The organism is Dyadobacter sp. LHD-138 (genome assembly GCF_030929615.1).
Classification (GTDB): Bacteria; Bacteroidota; Bacteroidia; order Cytophagales; family Spirosomataceae; genus Dyadobacter.
Genome location: NZ_JAVFVU010000018.1, coordinates 61,479 through 79,955, shown reverse-complemented (window position 1 = coordinate 79,955; position 18,477 = coordinate 61,479). Strand labels below are relative to the sequence as shown.

Below are 18,477 nucleotides of genomic sequence, written 5' to 3'. Positions count from 1 at the left end.
TTGACTAAGATTTAAAACTTATGAATCACCTATTTCGCGAACATTTGCGCCGGCTGCGGAACCATCCGGATGTGACCGTACCAGACGATTCAGTTTTCGAATTGCCGGAAAAAGTAATTCAGTTTGGAACCGGCGCATTTTTACGCGGACTTGCTGATTATTTTGTAGACAAAGCAAACCGTGAAGGTATTTTCAACGGACGGATTGTTGTTGTAAAATCAACCGAGGAAGGTGATTTGAAAGCATTTGACCGTCAGGATAACCTGTACACCCTTGCCATGAAAGGGGTTCATAACGGAAAGTTAATCGAGGAAACCATCATTTCGTCATCGATCAGCCGGGTTTTATCCGCCAAAAATCAATGGTCGCTTGTACTGGACTGCGCCAGGAATCCGGCAATAAAAATTGTGTTTTCCAACACCACCGAACTGGGTATCCAGCTCGTTCAGGATGATATTTACCAATGGCCGCCGATTTCATTTCCAGGTAAATTACTGGCTTTTCTATATGCGCGTTTTACCGCATTTGCGGCAAGTCCCGACCATGGATTGGTAATTGTACCAACGGAATTAATTTCTGATAACGGGAAAAAGCTGGAATCCATCGTACTGGAACTGGCCCACCGAAACGGACTGGAAGGCTCTTTCATCGATTGGCTTGAACAAAGCAATTCGTTCTGTAACTCTCTCGTTGACCGCATTGTACCTGGCCGGCCGGATGTTCAGATCAAAAAACAGATCGAAGAAGAATTGGGTTACATCGACGACCTGATGATTATTTCGGAACATTACCGGATGTGGGCTATCGAAGGTGACGAAAAGGTCAAAGAAATTCTATCATTCAGCCAGGTAGACTCCGGCGTCATTATCGAGTCGGATATTGAATTGTACCGCGAATTAAAACTTCGTTTGCTCAACGGCGCGCATACACTTGGTTCCGGTCTGGCCTATTTATGCGGTTTTACCACCGTGGTAGAGGCCATGAAAAATCCAACATTCTCTGCCTACCTGACCAATCTGATACAAGGTGAAATTTCCCTCGCCATTCCTTATCCCGTGAGTGAAGAGCGAGCTCAAAAATTCAGTAAAATGGTATTGGACCGCTTTCTGAACCCGTACATCGAGCACAAATGGATCAATATCACCCATAATTATTCTGCCAAAATCAACTCGCGGGTTATCCCTTCCTTTTTACAATTTCATAAAGAATTTGGCACTACGCCCGAATACATAACTTTCGGTTTCGCAGTGTATATATTTTTTATGAAAGCGGTTCGTAAAGACGGTGATAATTTCTATGGTCTTGCAAACGGCAGTTATTATCTTATTCAGGATCAGCGGGCGGCCTATTTTCACCAAAAATGGCAGATCACTTCTTTGCCTGAAATGGTCCATCTGATTTTAAAAGATCCGTTCATTTGGGGCTCCGACCTCACGAAGTTGGGGGTATCAGAGGAGAATGTCGTCCACTATTTAGAATCCCTCGAAAACGTCGGCGCATCTCAGACTCTTGCTGATTTTCTTTCAAAAGTTGAATACGTCAAAATCTAAATTCAATCCCCGAAACAATAATCTGTCGCAAATATGCTTACTACCGAAATCCCTAAGTTAGAAAATCAAATGACGAAGTATCGCTGGCGCGTCGTTGCTTTGTTGTTTTTTGCAACCACCATTAACTATCTCGACCGCCAGGTATTGGGTCTGTTAAAACCAGCTCTTGAATCTGATTTTAGCTGGACTGAGAAAGATTTCAGCCACATTGTGATGGCCTTTCAGGCAGCTTATGCGGTCTCACTCATTGGTTTCGGTGCCATTATTGATAAAATCGGGACTAAACTGGGATACATCATTTCGGTTGTGGTATGGAGTATTGCAGCTATTTTACATGCCGCCGCTACCGGAACGCTTAGTTTTGGTTTGATGCGTGCACTGCTTGGACTCGGTGAGGCAGGAAACTTTCCGGTTGCCATTAAAGCAACTGCCGAATGGTTTCCTAAAAAAGAGCGCGCACTGGCGACTGGTATTTTTAATTCGGGCGCTAACATCGGTGCTGTGGTTGCACCAATCATGGTTCCCTGGCTTTTGGGAGCGTATGGCTGGCAGGAAGCATTTTGGATCACGGGTGCGCTGGGTTTTGTATGGTTGTTTTTCTGGTGGAGATACTACGAAGTACCCTCAAAACAACAACGTATCAACCAGGCTGAATTTGAATACATCCACAGTGACAATGAACCGGATACCAGCAAAGAAGCACCTGTAAAATGGCTTGATCTTTTCAAAGTACGCCAAACCTGGGCCTTTGTTTTCGGAAAAATGTTAACTGATCCTATCTGGTGGTTTTTTCTATACTGGCTTCCATCCTACTTTGCGGAAGCCTTTAAGCTTAACCTTTCCAAACCAAGTCTTGAACTCGTGATCGTATACACAGCTACTACCATTGGCAGTATCGGTGGTGGTTATCTTTCAGGTCACTTTATTAAAAAAGGCTGGCCGATTTTCCGCGCCCGTAAAACCTCAATGTTTATTTTCGCCATTTTGGTTACTCCAATCATGCTCGCACAATACACAACCAATATCTGGCAGGCCGTATTCCTGATCAGTTTGGCTGCGGCAGCGCACCAGGCCTGGAGTGCCAATATTTTCACAACGGCATCCGATATGTTTCCGAAAAAAGCGGTTAGCTCGGTTGTCGGTATTGGCGGCATGGCCGGATCAGTAGGTGGGATACTTTTCCCGCTTTTGGTAGGTATTATCCTTGACAATTATAAAACAGCTGGCAATATCGGTGCCGGCTATAACCTGATCTTTATCATTTGCGGTTTCGCTTACTTGCTTGCATGGGGAGTTATGCACTTCTTTGCACCCAAAATGGAACAAGTTAAAATTTAAAAGAATCCGGTCCCGGTAATCTTAAAATTATTTATGATCATGATGAAAAAAACACTCTTTGCCGCAGCGTTATTGCTACTTACCAGTCTTTCGTCTTTTGCACAAAGTGCTGATGAAAAAGCAGTTGGTAATGCTGTGGAAAAATTAAAAAATGCAATTATTGCGGCTGATGCACCTGCCTTGGACAAGCTGACTTCTCCGTTGTTATCTTATGGTCATTCCAATGGATTGCTTGAAGATAAAAAGGAATTTATCCGTGCGCTGACCAGCGGCGAATCGCATTTCACCAAAATTGACCTTTCGGATCAGACAATTTCTGTTTCCGGTGATTTGGCTATCGTTCGTCATAAGCTGATTGGAGATACACACAACAAGGGGAAAGATCCTGCTCCGGTTAAATTGGGCGTTTTTTATGTTTGGCAAAAAACAAAGGGAACCTGGTTGTTATTAGGTCGTCAGGCGTTTAAATTACCAATGTAAGGCCAATCCCTCGTGGTTGCCCCTCTCCCATCCAAAATCCTGTGCCCGGGCAATGTTCCTGCGTACTTATTCCAGATATATTATATTGGGGAATAGGGGGTTGATAGAAATTTGATTTTTTTTAGGGGCGACCACAAGGGTCGCCCCTACCTGTAAAAACGATCTTCGACCCATTTCGCGGGATTGTTTATGATGTAATTTGCGATATTATCAAAGGCGGCGGACGTTCTTATGATATGTTCGTAGTAGTTCCTTTGCCATAACCTGCCTTCAAAGCATTTCCAACCGGAAGTTTTCACACCTTCAATGTATTTTACTGTTGTTATCGATTTAAATGCAGCGATAATCTCGCCAATCGTAGGCTTATGGAGATTATTGCCATCTGGTACTTCGCTATTGCCGGTAATAATTTCTATGATCGCGTGGAAGTGGTTTGGCATTACGACAAATTCATGGAGTTGAATGTTGGGAAAACGGGTAGGTAATGCCTCCCACTCAGCATCGATCATTTTTCCTGCATTGGTTAATGTTATCGAGGGAACGATTTCCTTGGGTGGCTCGCTGTTTTCAGGAAATTCGGTTTTAGGGGCGACCACGAGGGGCGCCCCTACGATATGACCGAAAAAACATTCGTGGTTTTGGCAACAAATGGTGATAAAATAATATCCCGATTTACTGTAATCATATTCTTTTAAACGAATGGATCGTCTGTGATGAATATCCGGATTATACTGCCCCATGATCTTTTATTTTAAATAAAACATTCCGTACCATTCGTTTATAGACGGTAGTTTTATTAAAAAGTCATTACGTCAAAACCGGGAATTCAGCTCCATTAGGAAAAGACAACGCACACGAATTCAAATTATTAGGAGTTCAACAACCTGAGTGCAACGGATAAAAATCACCCACCGGTAACTAACAAGTATAAACGACAAGACGATTATCATTTGGCATCATAAAATTTTAACGGGCCTTTATAATAACCTGTCAGCTTTTTACCGTCCGAGCCTTCTGTACAGTCAAAAGTTAATTCGTAGTTATTACCATCTTTTTTAACATTAACCTTTCCATAAATAATCTCGTGTACCTCCCCCGCTGATGTTATGTAATCTGCATTGAAAACGACGTATGAAAGTCCAAAGGTTTTTGCCATCAGGGTGGCTGTGTCGTCAAAGACATATTCACCCTCACCCAGAGCATTTGAAACCGGGCTGAATATTTCAAAATAAAGAATATGTCCTTTGCCCGACGTAGAATCAATTTTTCCCGCACCTTCATAAACTTTAACGCCGGAAGAATACAAAAATAAAACCTGCTGATGCCCCTGGTTCTTTTTAGACTGTCCATAGTCGATCAGTAAACCACTGGCCAGATCGTAAGTTTTCCCATCAAAAGTCAAGGTACTTTTCGGAGTAACTTCTTCGTCCTTTTTACAGCTAAAAAAAACGAAAACAGCAAATACCAGAAGACACAAAAATTTGGAAAAATTTAGCATAGAACGGATAATTAGAAATGAAAAGCTGGACTAAACGCAAAAAAACGCTATTGAACCTCTTGAAATATTTTGCAAACTTTTCTTCTAATCATCCGGCACATCTGCCTGGAAGGATAAAAGTATTTCTTGAATAAAAAAAAGGCATTCCGATTGTTTCTAATTCCTTCTACAACCAGAATGCCATTGATTTGAATAATCTTCTTTACACAGACAGAAGCTTAGCTATAAGCTATTCAATAGTCCGTATTAAGTAGTAGTGAAAAATTAGTTTATATTATTGATTTTTATAATAAGCTATTAATCATCCGGTTACTGAGCTAATCGCATATAGCTAATTACCAACAGATACTTATTATATTAAAGTTAAAATAAAACCACTAATTATCAATGCGTTGGTCGGTCAGAAGCCGGTACAGACGCATGATAGTCACTTTGAATGATATCAGCGTATTTGTCCAGAAGTTCTATCACCTTATCCTTGGACTTTGAGCGGACTACGAGCCCAATATGATGTTCTTCATCCATCCGCCAGACAATCTCAGGATCATCGAAAACCGAAATATCCGGCCATGGCTGCCTGGTCAGCGAGATAATGATTCCGGCATATTCTTTACGGCTTGGCGGCAGCTTGAATACTTCGCCGTTTGCTTCGGCGGTTTCCATTTTTGCCCACTCTTTCCATAAATTAATTCCAGAAGAAGCATCCACAAGCTCGGACAAATGTGCGCCCCCAACCCGGCAGGATGTTTCCAGAAAGTAATACTTGCCATCATCTTTTGACCGTATCACCTCTGTATGCGACGCACTGTGCCGCAGGCCAAACGCCTTTAAAACATCAACCGATATCGTTTCCAGTGCATGTGCTTCCGATGAGTCAAAAGGTACAGTCATCGAACGAAATATACCTCCGCCATGAGCTACGTCAAAAGGTGGGTCCAGGTATTTGCTGTTCCATGAAAAGATCACCCGCCCGTTCATCGACAAACTGTCCACGTGATAAACATCCCCCGGCTTAAATTGCTCAACAAGGTAAGCATGTCTTTTGTCGCCAAGTTCATGGATTGTTTCCCATAACTCTTCCCGGTTATCCAGTTTTTTAATTCCGGTAGCCGACGCTTCGGAACGTGGCTTAATCATCCATGGTCCCGGATGATCATCGAGAAATTTGTTAATGATGTCATCGTTAAACAAACCGCAAAACCCCGGAACCAGTATTCCCGACTCAGATGCCTTCGTCCGCATGGCCAGTTTATCTCTAAAATATTTTCCCGTGGTTTGTCCCATACCGGGTATCCTGAAATATTCACGGATCAGCGCTGCTTTTTCCACATCAAAATCATCCAGGGCAACAACACGATCGATCATGCGGCTGCGCATGATATACGCAAGGCCCGTAATGACTTCATCCATGTCGTAGGTTTTATTCTCATCTTCCTCTATGTAGAAGAACTCATCGACAGATTCCCGCGCCCACGGTTTCTGATCCAGTTTTTTAGCTGTCAGTAAATAGACAACATTCCCCGCATCTTTGCAGGCTTTCAGAAAATCATTCCCTTTAAAATAGGTCGAAATACATAGAAAAGTTAAAGCACGCGCCATAAACAACCGTTTGTAGTGTTAGTATGCATATCAAAGCATTCCTGTTCAGCAAGAGTCGCCGGAAAACTTCCTTTTCCCAAATCTAACAAAAACAAGCTGTTTATCAAGTAAAGATTAAGTTAAATTTCTATGATTTGAAGAATTTAAAATCACAGCCTGATTTGGTCGGATAAAAGAAAAAATAACACGATTGAAAGTTATCCTGCATTATTTCAATGACGTCAGGTAGGTCCTTAGCAAACGGATTCCATAAGCCGTTCCCGCCCGTCCGGGTGCAAAATCATTATCCCCAAAAGCCATTCCGGCAATATCCAGATGGGCCCATTCCGGATGTTCATCGGTAAACACTTCCAGAAATTTGGCTGCGACTATTGCTCCGGCCAGGGGCTTTCCATGGTAGTTTTTAAGGTCTGCAATATCCGACGATATTTCCTCTTTGTATTCGTCCCAAACCGGTAATCGCCATAACCGCTCCCCGGTTTCCTCCCCCGCCTTTGTCAGGTCACTCGCCAGATTATCACTGACGGTAAACAGCCCTGCCGCTTCGTAACCCAACGTTTGAATGATACTTCCCGTTAATGTCGCGAGATCAATCACAACATCAGGCTTATATTCCCCGACGGCATAACTCAGCCCATCCGCCAGTATCAGCCTTCCTTCGGCATCCGTATCGATCACTTCAATCGTCTTTCCGGCATAGGATCTGATCACATCACCCGGTTTCATGGATGAACCATCGACACAGTTTTCCGTCGACGGAACAATACCGATAATTTTTACCGGTAGTTTCAGCTGCGCAGCCAGCTCAACGATCCCCAAAACGGCCGCAGCACCGCCCATATCACTCTTCATCAGGTGCATATTGGCAGAAGGTTTTATCGAAATTCCACCCGTATCAAATGTAACGCCCTTTCCAACCAGTGCGATGGTTCTGCTATAATGCTCGGGCTCGTATTCAGAAATGATCATGACCGGCGGCACATCACTTCCCTTACTCACCGAAAGCAACGCATACATGTGAAGCTCATGCAGTTTGTTTTTATCAAAAACGGTGACTTTATACTGATTGTTTTTTCCCGACTCAACGGCCCATTCTGCCAGCTTTTCGGGTGTTTTATAATTTCCCGGTGCGTTCATCAAATCCATGACACGGGTTTGTACCAATGCAGTTTTGTGAGCAAGGGTTATTGCATGCGTGTTGGCTTCTGTCACCGCATCTGTCAGGACGAATAATTTGCCCGTCTCACCAAAAAACGAGCTAAAAATCTTGGGTTCGGTTTTGTATAATTGCAAATTATAGCCGCCTAAAATGATACCATTCACAGCCACTTCGATCCATTCCGGTGTTTTACCTTTTGCATCCAGTACAATCTGATCCGGCCAGCGATCCTTACGTTTGAAAAACAAAAATCGCAGCGTTTTAAGAACAGCAGCCAGTTTTGGAGACTTTCCAAGACCCAACCAGATTTCGTTTTCAGAAGGCCACCAGACCTCACCTTTCTCCGCTTTAAAATACTGCTGTTGCTCAAGTTCAGTACCTGATTCAAAAGTGCGAAGTAGAAGTGTATTTTCCGGTGCTTCTATGGTCTGGATAAAATGCATAAGGTTTCATAAATAAGTGGATAGTATCCAAAGCTAAGGATAGTAGCGCTTTATTTAAATTTTATCCAGGAATATTATCGGGCAAAGCAGGTGAGTACGGGAATGTTCACGAGCCCCAAAATACTATATTTGTTTACCACCTTAATGCAATTTCAACCAGCTATCTCAGGCAGCACATGAACGTACAATATCTATCCAAACAATCTATATTTCAAGGCATTATCTTTTTGGGACTAATTTTAGGCCAAATACATAATGTTGTTGCCCAACGCAATGAAACCAAAGCAAACGACTCCAATACGCCGCTCCACTTATTGCAGCCGGATTATCCTGTACCCTACGGACTGGTAAAAAAAGAGCATATTGTGAATGATTTAAATCGTATTCATGCGTATTTAAACAACGTTACTCCGACGGCATTTGTGGACAGCAAAACGGGAAAACCGGTAACTGACCTGGCGAAAATTGACCAGAATACGGCTTTGCAAAAAGGCGATTACCGGATCGTGAGTTATGAATGGGGCGTAACCTATTCGTCGATGCTGCTTGCAAGCCAGGTGACGGGCGATCCGAAGTTTAAGGAATATGCCGATAAAAGGCTGCAATTTATTGCTGAATCTGTTCCCTATTTCAAAAAAACCAGCGCAGAACATGCCGATTGGGGCACCGCCGGTCCTTTGCGGGGTTTGGTGGATCCGCATGCACTGGACGACTGCGGGGCCATGTGCGCTGCGATGATCAAAGCCACCAGAGCCGGAACAAAAGGAAATTTCCGCCCGTTGATCGACAGCCATATCGATTACATTTTAAACAAGGAACACAAGTTAAAAGACGGTTCACTGGCCAGAAACCGGCCCCAGCCCAACACAATCTGGCTGGATGATCTCTTTATGGGCGTTCCTGCCCTCGCGCAAATGGGCAAACTTACAGGTGATAAAAAATATTATGATGAGGCCGTAAAACAGGTTTTACAGATTTCCGGCAGAATGTTTAATAAAAACAAAGGAGTGTACATGCATGGCTGGGTGGAAGGAATGACTGATCATCCCGAATTTCACTGGGCCCGTGCAAACGGCTGGGCAATTTTGACGAAAGTGGAATTGCTTGACGTACTCCCTCTGAACCATCCCGGAAGACCAAAAATTCTTGAATTGCTCAAAGCACATGTACGCGGGCTGGCCTCCTATCAGTCCGGATCTGGTTTCTGGCACCAGTTACTGGATCGCAGCGATTCCTATCTGGAAACGTCTGCCACCGCAATTTATGCTTATTCCATTGCCAAAGCCATTAATAATGGCTGGATAGACGGACTTAGTTATGCACCGATGACGCTGCTTGCATGGCATGCCGTCTCCACAAAAATCAACAAGGAAGGACAGGTGGAAGGCACTTGTGTAGGAACCGGAATGGGCTTTGATCCTGCATTTTACTATCACCGTCCGATCAGCCCTTTTGCGGCGCATGGTTACGGACCGGTGATTATGGCCGGTGCGGAAGTTATTAATTTACTGAATAACAAGTCGTTCGAAATCAATGACAGTTCCGTACAGTTGCTGCAAAAAAAGTAAGTTTCTCTTTCTGGACTCAGTCAGTTTGTACCCGAAAATGAGTTAAAATTAGATGTCGGTTTATGAAAGCAAGCAACGACCTCCAATGTAAAGAAGTCAAGTTTTGAAAACTTGACTTCTTTACCATCCACAAAAACTTAAAGTATTTTTCAAACAATAGCCCAACAATTAATCAAGTCCCCCCTTGCGTGTCGGCTGCCTTACCGCCGGCCAAGCACCAGGCTCTCCTTTTGCATTGGCTGGAAGCACGCTTTTTTCGCGGGATGTTTTGGCAGGATCTTCACTCGCCTGATAAGCCATGATGGCGGCTAATATTGCGTTGCTGCGCACATCATCAAAAACAATCTTATCGTAGGTATCGCGATTCGTATGCCAGGTATACGTTCCATACGACCAGTTTAATGAGCTCAGTGAAAATGCTGGCGCGCCAGCTGCTACAAACGAAGCAAAGTCCGAACCTCCTGCACCGGGTGCACCAGGAAATTTGGTTTCAATCGGTGCCTTAATAGCGTCCGGTACTTTCGACAACCAGCGTCCCAAATAGTCATAGGCATACAAAAAGCCCTGACCAGACAAATTTATCACGCGCCCGGTTCCATTATCCTGATTAAAAACCGCCTGAATATTTTTAACGATTTCCGGATGGTCTTCAACGAAAGCACGTGAGCCATTCAAACCTTGCTCCTCGCTCCCCCAATGTCCAACCAAAATTGTTCTCTTTGGATTTGGATAAACTTTTTTCAGGATACGCATGGCTTCCATCATCGTTAAGGTACCGGTACCGTTATCGGTAGCGCCCGTACCGCCATCCCATGAGTCAAAATGGGCTGAAAGAATGACATATTCATCCGGTTTTTCTGTTCCTTTTATTTCCGCAATGGTATTGAAAGTGGGCACTACACCATGCTCTTTCGAATCCGCTTTGACACTGATTTTTGGTGTATGCCCTGATTCTGCCAAACGATACAGCAAGCCGTAATCTTCCAAAGCGATATCAACGGTAGGTACTTTTTTGGTAACTGCCCCAAAAATTTTGTTCGCCCCAAATCCTTTTGACCAGTAAGAAGCCACAATACCAACCGCACCCGCTTTTTCCAAAGCCAAAGGTAATGTACGTGCCGAATAACCCGTTTTGGTAATTCGTTTCGCCCATGCTTCTGTCTGCACATCACGATCTTTTTTCATCTTTTCAAACGATTCCTTCGTGCCAAATTCCTGCCAGTTATAATCCGGACGGCCTGTGGGCTGCAACATGCTGATCATCACAAACTTCCCTTTTACAGAAGGAAGCCACTTGGCAAACGCCAGAGAGTCCGCCAGATCAGGAACAATAACAACATCAGCGGTAACCGTTTTACCCGCCGTGGACGGACTCCATGCCAGCTGCATACCTTCCAGAGATTTCACCCGCGGCGAAACCATGTCAATATGAGAAGCCCCCCGCTCCCACCCGCGCCATTCTCCCCATTTTTCATTTTTAGCGAAAATATTCCATTCTTTATATTTGGCAACCGCCCATTCATTTGCCTGCACCATTTGTGGTGAGCCGACAAGTCGGGGCCCGATCACATCCATTAATTCATGCGCCAGTTTTTCAAGCTGCGAATTTTCATTGGCTTCTTTAACGATACCATCTACAACAGGATCTTTTGTCTGTGCCTGGGTTAAAACTGAGGTTGCCAGGAGCAGCCCAAGCGAGAGCCCGGATAATTTCTTCATAGGTTTAAAACTTAGGTTTTGGATTTCGGTTTTCCTAAATTAGGAATATTGAATGATCCGACAATCCATTCCTGGATTATTCCTGATTTGTCCAAGAATAACCTTATCCATGCAGCAAGAAAGCGCACAAACATATACTGTGGCAAAAAAGCAGATTGAAACAACTATTGCCGACAAAAATTACAAAATCATTGGGACGGCCAATGATCGGCAGTCCCTTATACCCGGAAAAAATAATAAATAAACGATTCAACAACATTTCCAAAATTAAAATCGGAGGTTCATGCCACAAAATAAGGGAATATCCGGTATTGTAAGTAAACAGCCAGACGGTTGTTCGCCATTAAAAACTGCAACCGGATTTCAAGCCGCTCTATGAAATAAATTTTACTGAAATTTTCCCTTAACCTTCATTAAATGAGTTTCATATGAAAGAGCAAATCAGAAATTTACTGGCCGTTAATACCGGACTTCCTTTTCATTCGATTACCGATGACGCAAACCTGTCCCGTGATCTTGGGCTCGACAGCCTCGATACAGTGGACCTGGTTTTGCAGCTGGAAGATATGTTTAAAGTCTCCATCCCGGACGAAGATTATCAGCATTTGCAAACGGTGAAGCAGTTTTGTGAGTATTTGCAGGAAAAAGTTATGGCTACGGCATAAAAAAGGAAAGGCTTATCTGAAATCAAATCCGATCAGCCTTTCTTTTTTATATGATCAAAAAATATCTGTTTACGGAAGATGATCTCCGTTAAACAACAAAATTTTTCTATTCTAAAACAGACAGGAGGCTCCAAAGGAGCCCAGAAGCATCGTAAACCAAACAACTTCTATAAACAGGGAGCTCTTAACGAGCTTTTCATTAACAGGATCATTAATACGCCACCTAGTGAGCAATTATTAAAATGTTTTGACGGCATTAGCCGTCTCCTGTTTATAGCAAAATAAATGGGGGCCTAAAAAACTCCGTAGGCGTTTCCGATGCTACCTTCTGTATTATCTGGTTATGAAAGGAATTAGCGTATCGCATAAAATCCGACACTTTTCGGAAACATACGCTTTAAAAATAGCTTTTCACTGACAAAGGCTCTTCTCACTTCAAATAACGTTTTTTAAATTCCGAGGGATTTCCGCCTTCAACTTTTCTAAACAACTTGTTAAAATAAGACAAGCTTTCGAAACCTACGGCAAAACAGGTTTCGGATACGGTTTTATCCTGTAACAGATAATTTTTAGCCTGATTAATACGATAATGATTCACAAAATCGGTAAAAGTCATTTTGGCATTTTTCTTAAAAAACCTGCAAAACGCCGCCGTTGTAAGGTTTACCTGCTCCGCAATGAAATTCACATCCGGTTTTTGATCAAAATGCGTTTCCACATATTTGTAGATCGTATGCATGCGAAACTGTTCTTTCTGCAAAGATTTGTTCCCGGCGGGCCTGTTATTTAAAACCGTAACCTGATCCGCCGAGGCCAGCAATCTGAGTATTTGAAGCAGGGAAATAAGCTGATCAAAATGATCCAGTTTCGGTAATGCTTTAAGTTTCTCTCCTACAATTTTCTTCGTATTACCCGTAAATGAAAGTCCAAAATGCGACTGATCAAAAAGTGATCTGATGAGAGCAAACTCAGGAATATCAAGAAAATCCTTCCCCAGAAAATCCTCCTTCATTTGGATAATCACCTGTTCACAAGCCGTCCGTACGCCATAGTCAAAATTTAAATGCGGAATATTCGGCCCAATCATAACCAGATCGCTGCCTTCATAAACAGAGGTATGATCCCCGACATGCCGGGTTCCACTGGTTCCTTCAACGTATACAATTTCATATTCCGGATGAAAATGCCACAAGAACGTATCATTAAGTCCCGGTGTAAGCAGCACTTTAAACGAACTTCCTTCATCAGGAGCAATATTTTCGCGGATAATTTTCACTTGGACAGCTGGTTGTAGGCATTAAGCTAAAATCCTGAATTAATGCACAAAACAGACTCTTCTTTTGCCGTTTATTCAACTAAAATTACCAAAGATATCAATAGAGAGCAAATAGTGGTTATTGTAGCGGTTGATATGACTTATGCGGGCAAAGTAACTTTGTCATATTAAATCACGCAAAAAATATCATATCAAATGAAACATCAGACCATGGCCCCCACGATGGCGCCTACCAGCGCGCACAAAGATATTCCCGGCAATCCTTCGACTGCAAAATCCAGTAACGTGAAACTGAATGATCGAAGCAATGGCAAGCCTTTGCGCTTACTGAGTGAAGCCGACTGGCAATTTTGGATCACCAACGGTTATATCGTCATTAAAGATGCTGTTCCAAAAGCACAGGTGAAAAAACTGGCAGACTTCCTCTGGGAATTTGAAGAAAAAGATCCAAATGACCAGGAAACCTGGTATACGCCGCCACGTGCTGAAATGAAAATGAAAGAACTCACCAACACCGGCATGGTGGAAGTTTACAATCATCAGTATTTATGGGATAACCGTCAGTTTCCCAAGGTGCATGAAGCTTTTACGGATATATGGGGAACCGAAAAATTATGGGTGACCATCGACCGCGCGAACCTTAACCTACCGCTAAGACCCGGATTTGACTACAAAGGTTTTATTCACTGGGATTATGATCCTGAAACAAAACCACAAAATGTTCAGGGCGTTTTGGCGCTCGCCGACCAGGATGATGAAAATATGGGTGGTTTTCAATGCATTCCCGAATTGTTCAGGACTTATGATACCTGGAAACTGACGCAACCGGAAGATCGTAATCATTTTCAGCCCGACACCACAGGTTTTGACCTGGTTAAAGTAAAAATGAGCGCGGGAGATCTGTTAATTTTCAACAGTTCGCAGCCGCATGGCATAAGGCCAAACCGTAGCAAGGACAAAGTCCGGATGGCACAATACATTGCAATGATGCCGGCTCAGGAAGACGACGAAGCCCTTCGCCAGTGGCGTGTTAATTCCTGGAAAGAAAGACAGGCTCCCGAAGGGTACGCATTTCCTGGTGATCCCAGAAATTGGGAGAAGACAAAATACGAAACTGCGGAATTATCCGATCTGGGAAGAAAATTGCTGGGGTTGGACAAGTGGTGAGGTGTTTAGAAGATATAATTTTCTACAACGTTACGGCGCACAATTGGGACATAAATTAATTTTAAGTGTCTAACCAACACAAATTTTTATCCAAGTCTGTTACTTTTTAGTCAGACTGAGCGTTCTTTGTATAAAATATTGATTCAGTAAATACATTAAAATGTCAGATATTAAGCTGGTTGCAACCGATATGGATGGTACGCTTCTCAATTCGAAGCATGAGATAAGTGATTCTTTTTTACCTGTTTTCAGGAAATTAAAGGATCAGGGGATCATTTTCGTGGCAGCCAGCGGACGGCAATATTACAATTTGCTTAAGACGCTGGACGAAATAAAAGACGAGGTCATTTTTGCGGCTGAAAATGGTAGTTATGTCGTTTTTCAGGACGAAGAAATACATGTGCAGGCCATGGATCAGCAAATCGTCAGAGAGCTTATCATAAAGGCACGGAACATCGGCGGTACTTATGCCGTGATTTGTGGCAAGAAAAAAGCCTACGTTGAAAGTGCCGAGCCTGAATTTATCGATCACCTTAAGCTCTATTTCGAAAGGTATGAAATCGTTGACGATCTGCTGAAAGTGGAAGATGATCAGTTTTTGAAATTCACTTTATGTGATCTGGCTGGCTCGGAAGGCAATAGTTATCCACATTACAAACATTTGCAGGATACCTTGCAGGTGAAAGTGTCCGGACCAATCTGGCTGGATATTTCACACAAGGAGGCTAACAAGGGAAAAGCGATGGAAGTGCTTCAGGCCAAATTTAGCGTTTCATTTGAGCAGACGATGGTTTTCGGAGACTACTTCAATGATCTGGAAATGCTTCAGAAAGGTTATTATTCCTATGCGATGGCAAATGCACATGCGGATATCAAAAGTGTCGCCAGGTTTATTGCCAAGAGCAATGATGAAAATGGTGTGGTAGAAATCCTCTCTACGTTGGTCGACAATTCCATTGTGGCCGATAAATAAGGCATTTTTAAAGAAGTCAACTTTTGAAAAGGGGCACGCCCCGTGTTGACTTCTTTAAAAATGAAGAGATTATTTTGGGCAAATTTCTACACTGCCTTCAAGCTCAACGCACCAGTTTTCCTTTCAAAATCGGTCGTGTATCTTTTGTATTGCCTAAAATAGCCAGACTTCTCACAAATTCAGTTTCAATATCTCCCTGATTAAAACGACATTTCACCACTTCGTAATGAGCGGTTTCAATAAATCGCCAGGTCATTTCAAAGGTATTCTCATCCGTCCAGGAACCACTGGCGGCAATTTTAGTCTTCGTTTCGCCCGGAATAACCGTCTGTGTTAATTTCAACGGCAGCGTGCTGATGTCCGTCATGCCATGCTTCCATTTATTGATGCCGCAGCTCACCAGATGTTCCCCCTTATCATCCATGATCTTAAAATCACAGCCGTCTTCTTTGAAAGAAAGGGAAATGTTACTGACCAACAAGGCATTTTCATCTATGGCAAAACTTTTACCATTTACGGTTGCTATGGTCGGCGATACCGGTTTTCCTTTGGGTATGGATAGCGCCAGTGCTGACAATTTTTGTTTCAACTGATTTTGGGCAGTTTTATCCGCCGCAATTGGCGAACTTTTGACAGCAGGCAAAATATGATCCCATACCTGGTCCAAAATCCCCTGCATATCGGCAGTTTCACTCGTCATGGCTATTACCAAATCTTCTTTGGGTAGAACGATACAATATTGTCCATAGGCCCCATCTCCCCGGAATGCCTCGTGACGGCACTGCCAGAACTGATATCCATAACCTTGCAGCCAGTCATTTTCTTCTTTCTTGCGAGCGCCGCCTTTGGATTCAACCTGTGCGCTTGTGGCGTCTTTTATCCAATCCTCAGATACCAGACGTTTGCCATTCCACATGCCTTTTTGTATCAGCAACTGCCCGAATTTGGCGATATCTTCCGTTTTTAGCCGAAGTCCCCAGCCGCCGGTATTAATGCCATTCGGATCTACTTCCCAGTCCGCGCCTACGATATTTAATGGTTTGAAAAGTCTCGGAGTGAGATAATTCAGCACCGTTTCACCCGTCAGCTTCTGGATAATTGCTGAAAGCATGTACGTTGCGCCGCTGTTGTAAACAAAAAATGACCCAGGCTCATGTTCCACCGGCAAAGCCAGAAAACTCTTTATCCAGTTTGTTTCCGGAGAATTGCGAAGGGAAGGCGTACTATCCTTGTCGTGACCGGTTGACATCGTTAACAAATCTTTGACCCGCATCGCAGCAAGATTCGGACTTATCGTTGCGGGTACATCCGTTGGGAAAAATGAAACGACCTTATCTTCCACTTTTAATTTTCCTTCGGCAACTGCCAATCCGATCGCGGTTGACGTAAAACTTTTGCTCAAAGAATAAAGCGTATGTTTCAGGTCCGGCGCATAGGGGCCCCACCAGCCCTCGACAACGATTTTCCCATGCCGGACAACAATAAGGCTATGTAAATTCAGGTTTTTATTCTCGATTGCATTGACAAAATCAAAAATTCCAGCTGATCCAACACCCTGTGCTTCCGGCAGACTCCGCAGTAATCCGGTATTGGAAACTGCCGCTGCCCGGGATAACACAGGCAACTGACTGAGCAATCCCAGCTGAAGGGCAGCCCACCCGGTTTTTTCTAAAAATTCTCTCCGATTTAATGCCATGTTGTAAAAGTGAATAAAGGTCTGTCAAATAATTTATTTCTTCGTTTACATCCGTTCATGGTCAATTTCAGACCCTGTTTTAGGAGGAATAACACGGTTTTCAATGTTACCAGAACATGATAGCCTGCTTATTGGTATATTTGCAGCGACCAAATGGTCATTTTATCATAACAAGTACAGAATCATATGTCTTTCCAAAAATTTGGTTTATCCGAACCTTTATTAAAAACCATAGCAGAACAAAATTATACTCAACCTTATCCGATTCAGCAGGAAGCAATTCCGGCGATTTTGGAAGGCAAAGATATTTTGGGAATTGCGAAAACAGGTTCGGGAAAAACCGCAAGTTTTGTATTGCCGATTCTGGAAATGTTTCAGTCCAAAAGTGCCCCGAAAAACAGGTACATCACGGCCCTTGTGCTGGTACCAACCCGGGAACTTGCCGTGCAGATTGGCGTGGTTTTTCAGACATTCGGGGAAAAACTCCCGCGAAAAGTAAAAAGTCTGGCCGTTTATGGCGGTGTTTCGATCAATCCACAGATGATCGCCTTACAGGGTGTTGAAATCCTGATCGCGACACCAGGCAGGCTCATCGACCTATTATCTCATAAAGCCCTTAATATTTCTGAAACCCAAATTCTGGTGCTGGATGAAGCCGATAAGATGCTGAATCTTGGTTTTGCAGAAGAAATGAAGGATATCCTTTTTCTTCTTCCCAAAAAACGTCAGAGTATTCTTTTCTCGGCAACACTTGGAGAAGAAGTAGATAAGATCAATAAAAGTACGCTTAAAAATCCGGTAACGATTGAAATTACGGAAGAAGAGCAGAATCTGGACCTGATCAAACAAAGCGGATATTTCGTTGATCCGGAGAGAAAAGGGCCCTTACTGCGCTATCTGATCAAACAAGGAGAAATGAAACAGGTGCTTGTTTTCGTTTCATCGACCAGAACGGCTGATAACCTGGTTGTAAAACTGGTAAAAAACGGCATCCAGGCAGCCGCCATGCACAGTAAAAAAAGCCAGGGTGCGAGAACAGAAGTTTTAAATAAATTCAAATCCGGGAAGCTGGCCGTTATGGTCGCCACCGATCTTGTTTCAAGAGGTATTGACATACAGTTTTTACCACATGTGATCAATTTTGAATTACCACGTTCTCCAAAAGATTACATTCACCGCATCGGACGCACCGGGCGTGCAGAATCGACCGGTGAAGCAATTTCACTGATCACACCCGAAGAAGCACACCACTGGAAAATCATTCAAAAGAAAATGGGCAAGCGCGTTGAAATGACAGAGACTTTTGATTTGGATTTGATGGGGTATTGAATTACTGGGGCAATAAA

General features: G+C 43.3%; 15 protein-coding genes. 8 read left to right on the top strand and 7 right to left on the bottom strand.

What is annotated here, in order from left to right; all coding sequences use genetic code 11:
• The first annotated feature begins 20 nt into the window (after positions 1-20).
• Genes RB622_RS15135 through RB622_RS15125 form a run of 3 tightly spaced genes read left to right on the top strand, consistent with a single transcriptional unit; the run spans position 21 to position 3,368 of the window.
• Entirely contained in the window at positions 21-1,550 is a 1,530-nt protein-coding gene (locus RB622_RS15135; protein ID WP_308047409.1) for a tagaturonate reductase, read from the top strand.
• A 33-nt stretch (positions 1,551-1,583) separates the two neighbouring features.
• Entirely contained in the window at positions 1,584-2,888 is a 1,305-nt protein-coding gene (locus RB622_RS15130) for an MFS transporter (protein ID WP_308047408.1), read from the top strand.
• 39 nt (positions 2,889-2,927) lie between these two features.
• Positions 2,928-3,368, top strand: a complete 441-nt coding sequence (locus tag RB622_RS15125) for a nuclear transport factor 2 family protein (protein ID WP_308047407.1) — start codon at positions 2,928-2,930, stop codon at positions 3,366-3,368.
• A gap of 146 nt (positions 3,369-3,514) precedes the next feature.
• Here the strand turns inward: RB622_RS15125 and RB622_RS15120 are convergent, their stop codons facing one another.
• The 4 genes from RB622_RS15120 to RB622_RS15105 form a co-directional block, all read right to left on the bottom strand.
• The gene (locus RB622_RS15120; RefSeq protein WP_308047406.1) at positions 3,515-4,108 is read right to left on the bottom strand and encodes a transposase; all 594 of its coding nucleotides are present in this window, start codon (positions 4,106-4,108) and stop codon (positions 3,515-3,517) included.
• Between the two features lie 206 nt (positions 4,109-4,314).
• Positions 4,315-4,866 carry a hypothetical protein gene (locus RB622_RS15115; RefSeq protein ID WP_308047405.1) on the bottom strand — a complete coding sequence of 184 codons (552 nt, stop codon included), beginning with the start codon at positions 4,864-4,866 and terminating at the stop codon, positions 4,315-4,317.
• Positions 4,867-5,250: 384 nt separating this feature from the next.
• The gene (locus RB622_RS15110; RefSeq protein WP_308047404.1) at positions 5,251-6,465 is read right to left on the bottom strand and encodes an ATPase; all 1,215 of its coding nucleotides are present in this window, start codon (positions 6,463-6,465) and stop codon (positions 5,251-5,253) included.
• A 207-nt stretch (positions 6,466-6,672) separates the two neighbouring features.
• On the bottom strand, positions 6,673-8,067 hold the full coding sequence (locus RB622_RS15105; RefSeq protein WP_308047403.1) for a leucyl aminopeptidase family protein: 1,395 nt from the start codon (positions 8,065-8,067) through the stop codon (positions 6,673-6,675).
• A 176-nt stretch (positions 8,068-8,243) separates the two neighbouring features.
• Here RB622_RS15105 and RB622_RS15100 point away from each other — a divergent pair, with 176 nt between their 5' ends.
• Positions 8,244-9,635, top strand: a complete 1,392-nt coding sequence (locus RB622_RS15100; protein ID WP_308047402.1) for a glycoside hydrolase family 88 protein — start codon at positions 8,244-8,246, stop codon at positions 9,633-9,635.
• Between the two features lie 168 nt (positions 9,636-9,803).
• Here RB622_RS15100 and RB622_RS15095 read toward each other — a convergent pair whose 3' ends face one another.
• Positions 9,804-11,354, bottom strand: coding sequence for a M20/M25/M40 family metallo-hydrolase (locus RB622_RS15095; RefSeq protein ID WP_308047401.1), 1,551 nt, complete (start codon positions 11,352-11,354; stop codon positions 9,804-9,806).
• A gap of 428 nt (positions 11,355-11,782) precedes the next feature.
• Between RB622_RS15095 and RB622_RS15090 the strand changes: the two genes are divergently transcribed.
• Positions 11,783-12,019: an acyl carrier protein gene (locus RB622_RS15090; protein ID WP_308047400.1), complete on the top strand. Its 237-nt coding sequence runs from the start codon at positions 11,783-11,785 to the stop codon at positions 12,017-12,019.
• Positions 12,020-12,449: 430 nt separating this feature from the next.
• Here RB622_RS15090 and RB622_RS15085 read toward each other — a convergent pair whose 3' ends face one another.
• Positions 12,450-13,295: an AraC family transcriptional regulator gene (locus tag RB622_RS15085; RefSeq protein ID WP_308047399.1), complete on the bottom strand. Its 846-nt coding sequence runs from the start codon at positions 13,293-13,295 to the stop codon at positions 12,450-12,452.
• Between the two features lie 195 nt (positions 13,296-13,490).
• Here RB622_RS15085 and RB622_RS15080 point away from each other — a divergent pair, with 195 nt between their 5' ends.
• Both RB622_RS15080 and RB622_RS15075 read left to right on the top strand, forming a co-directional pair.
• On the top strand, positions 13,491-14,462 hold the full coding sequence (locus RB622_RS15080; RefSeq protein WP_308047398.1) for a phytanoyl-CoA dioxygenase family protein: 972 nt from the start codon (positions 13,491-13,493) through the stop codon (positions 14,460-14,462).
• A gap of 160 nt (positions 14,463-14,622) precedes the next feature.
• On the top strand, positions 14,623-15,435 hold the full coding sequence (locus tag RB622_RS15075) for an HAD family hydrolase (RefSeq protein ID WP_308047397.1): 813 nt from the start codon (positions 14,623-14,625) through the stop codon (positions 15,433-15,435).
• 103 nt (positions 15,436-15,538) lie between these two features.
• Here the strand turns inward: RB622_RS15075 and RB622_RS15070 are convergent, their stop codons facing one another.
• Positions 15,539-17,131 (bottom strand): serine hydrolase, encoded by a 1,593-nt coding sequence (locus RB622_RS15070; protein WP_308047396.1) that lies wholly within the window; start codon positions 17,129-17,131, stop codon positions 15,539-15,541.
• A gap of 186 nt (positions 17,132-17,317) precedes the next feature.
• Here RB622_RS15070 and RB622_RS15065 point away from each other — a divergent pair, with 186 nt between their 5' ends.
• A complete protein-coding gene (locus RB622_RS15065; protein ID WP_308047395.1) occupies positions 17,318-18,460 on the top strand; it encodes a DEAD/DEAH box helicase in 1,143 nt (380 codons plus the stop codon).
• The last annotated feature ends 17 nt before the right edge of the window (positions 18,461-18,477 follow it).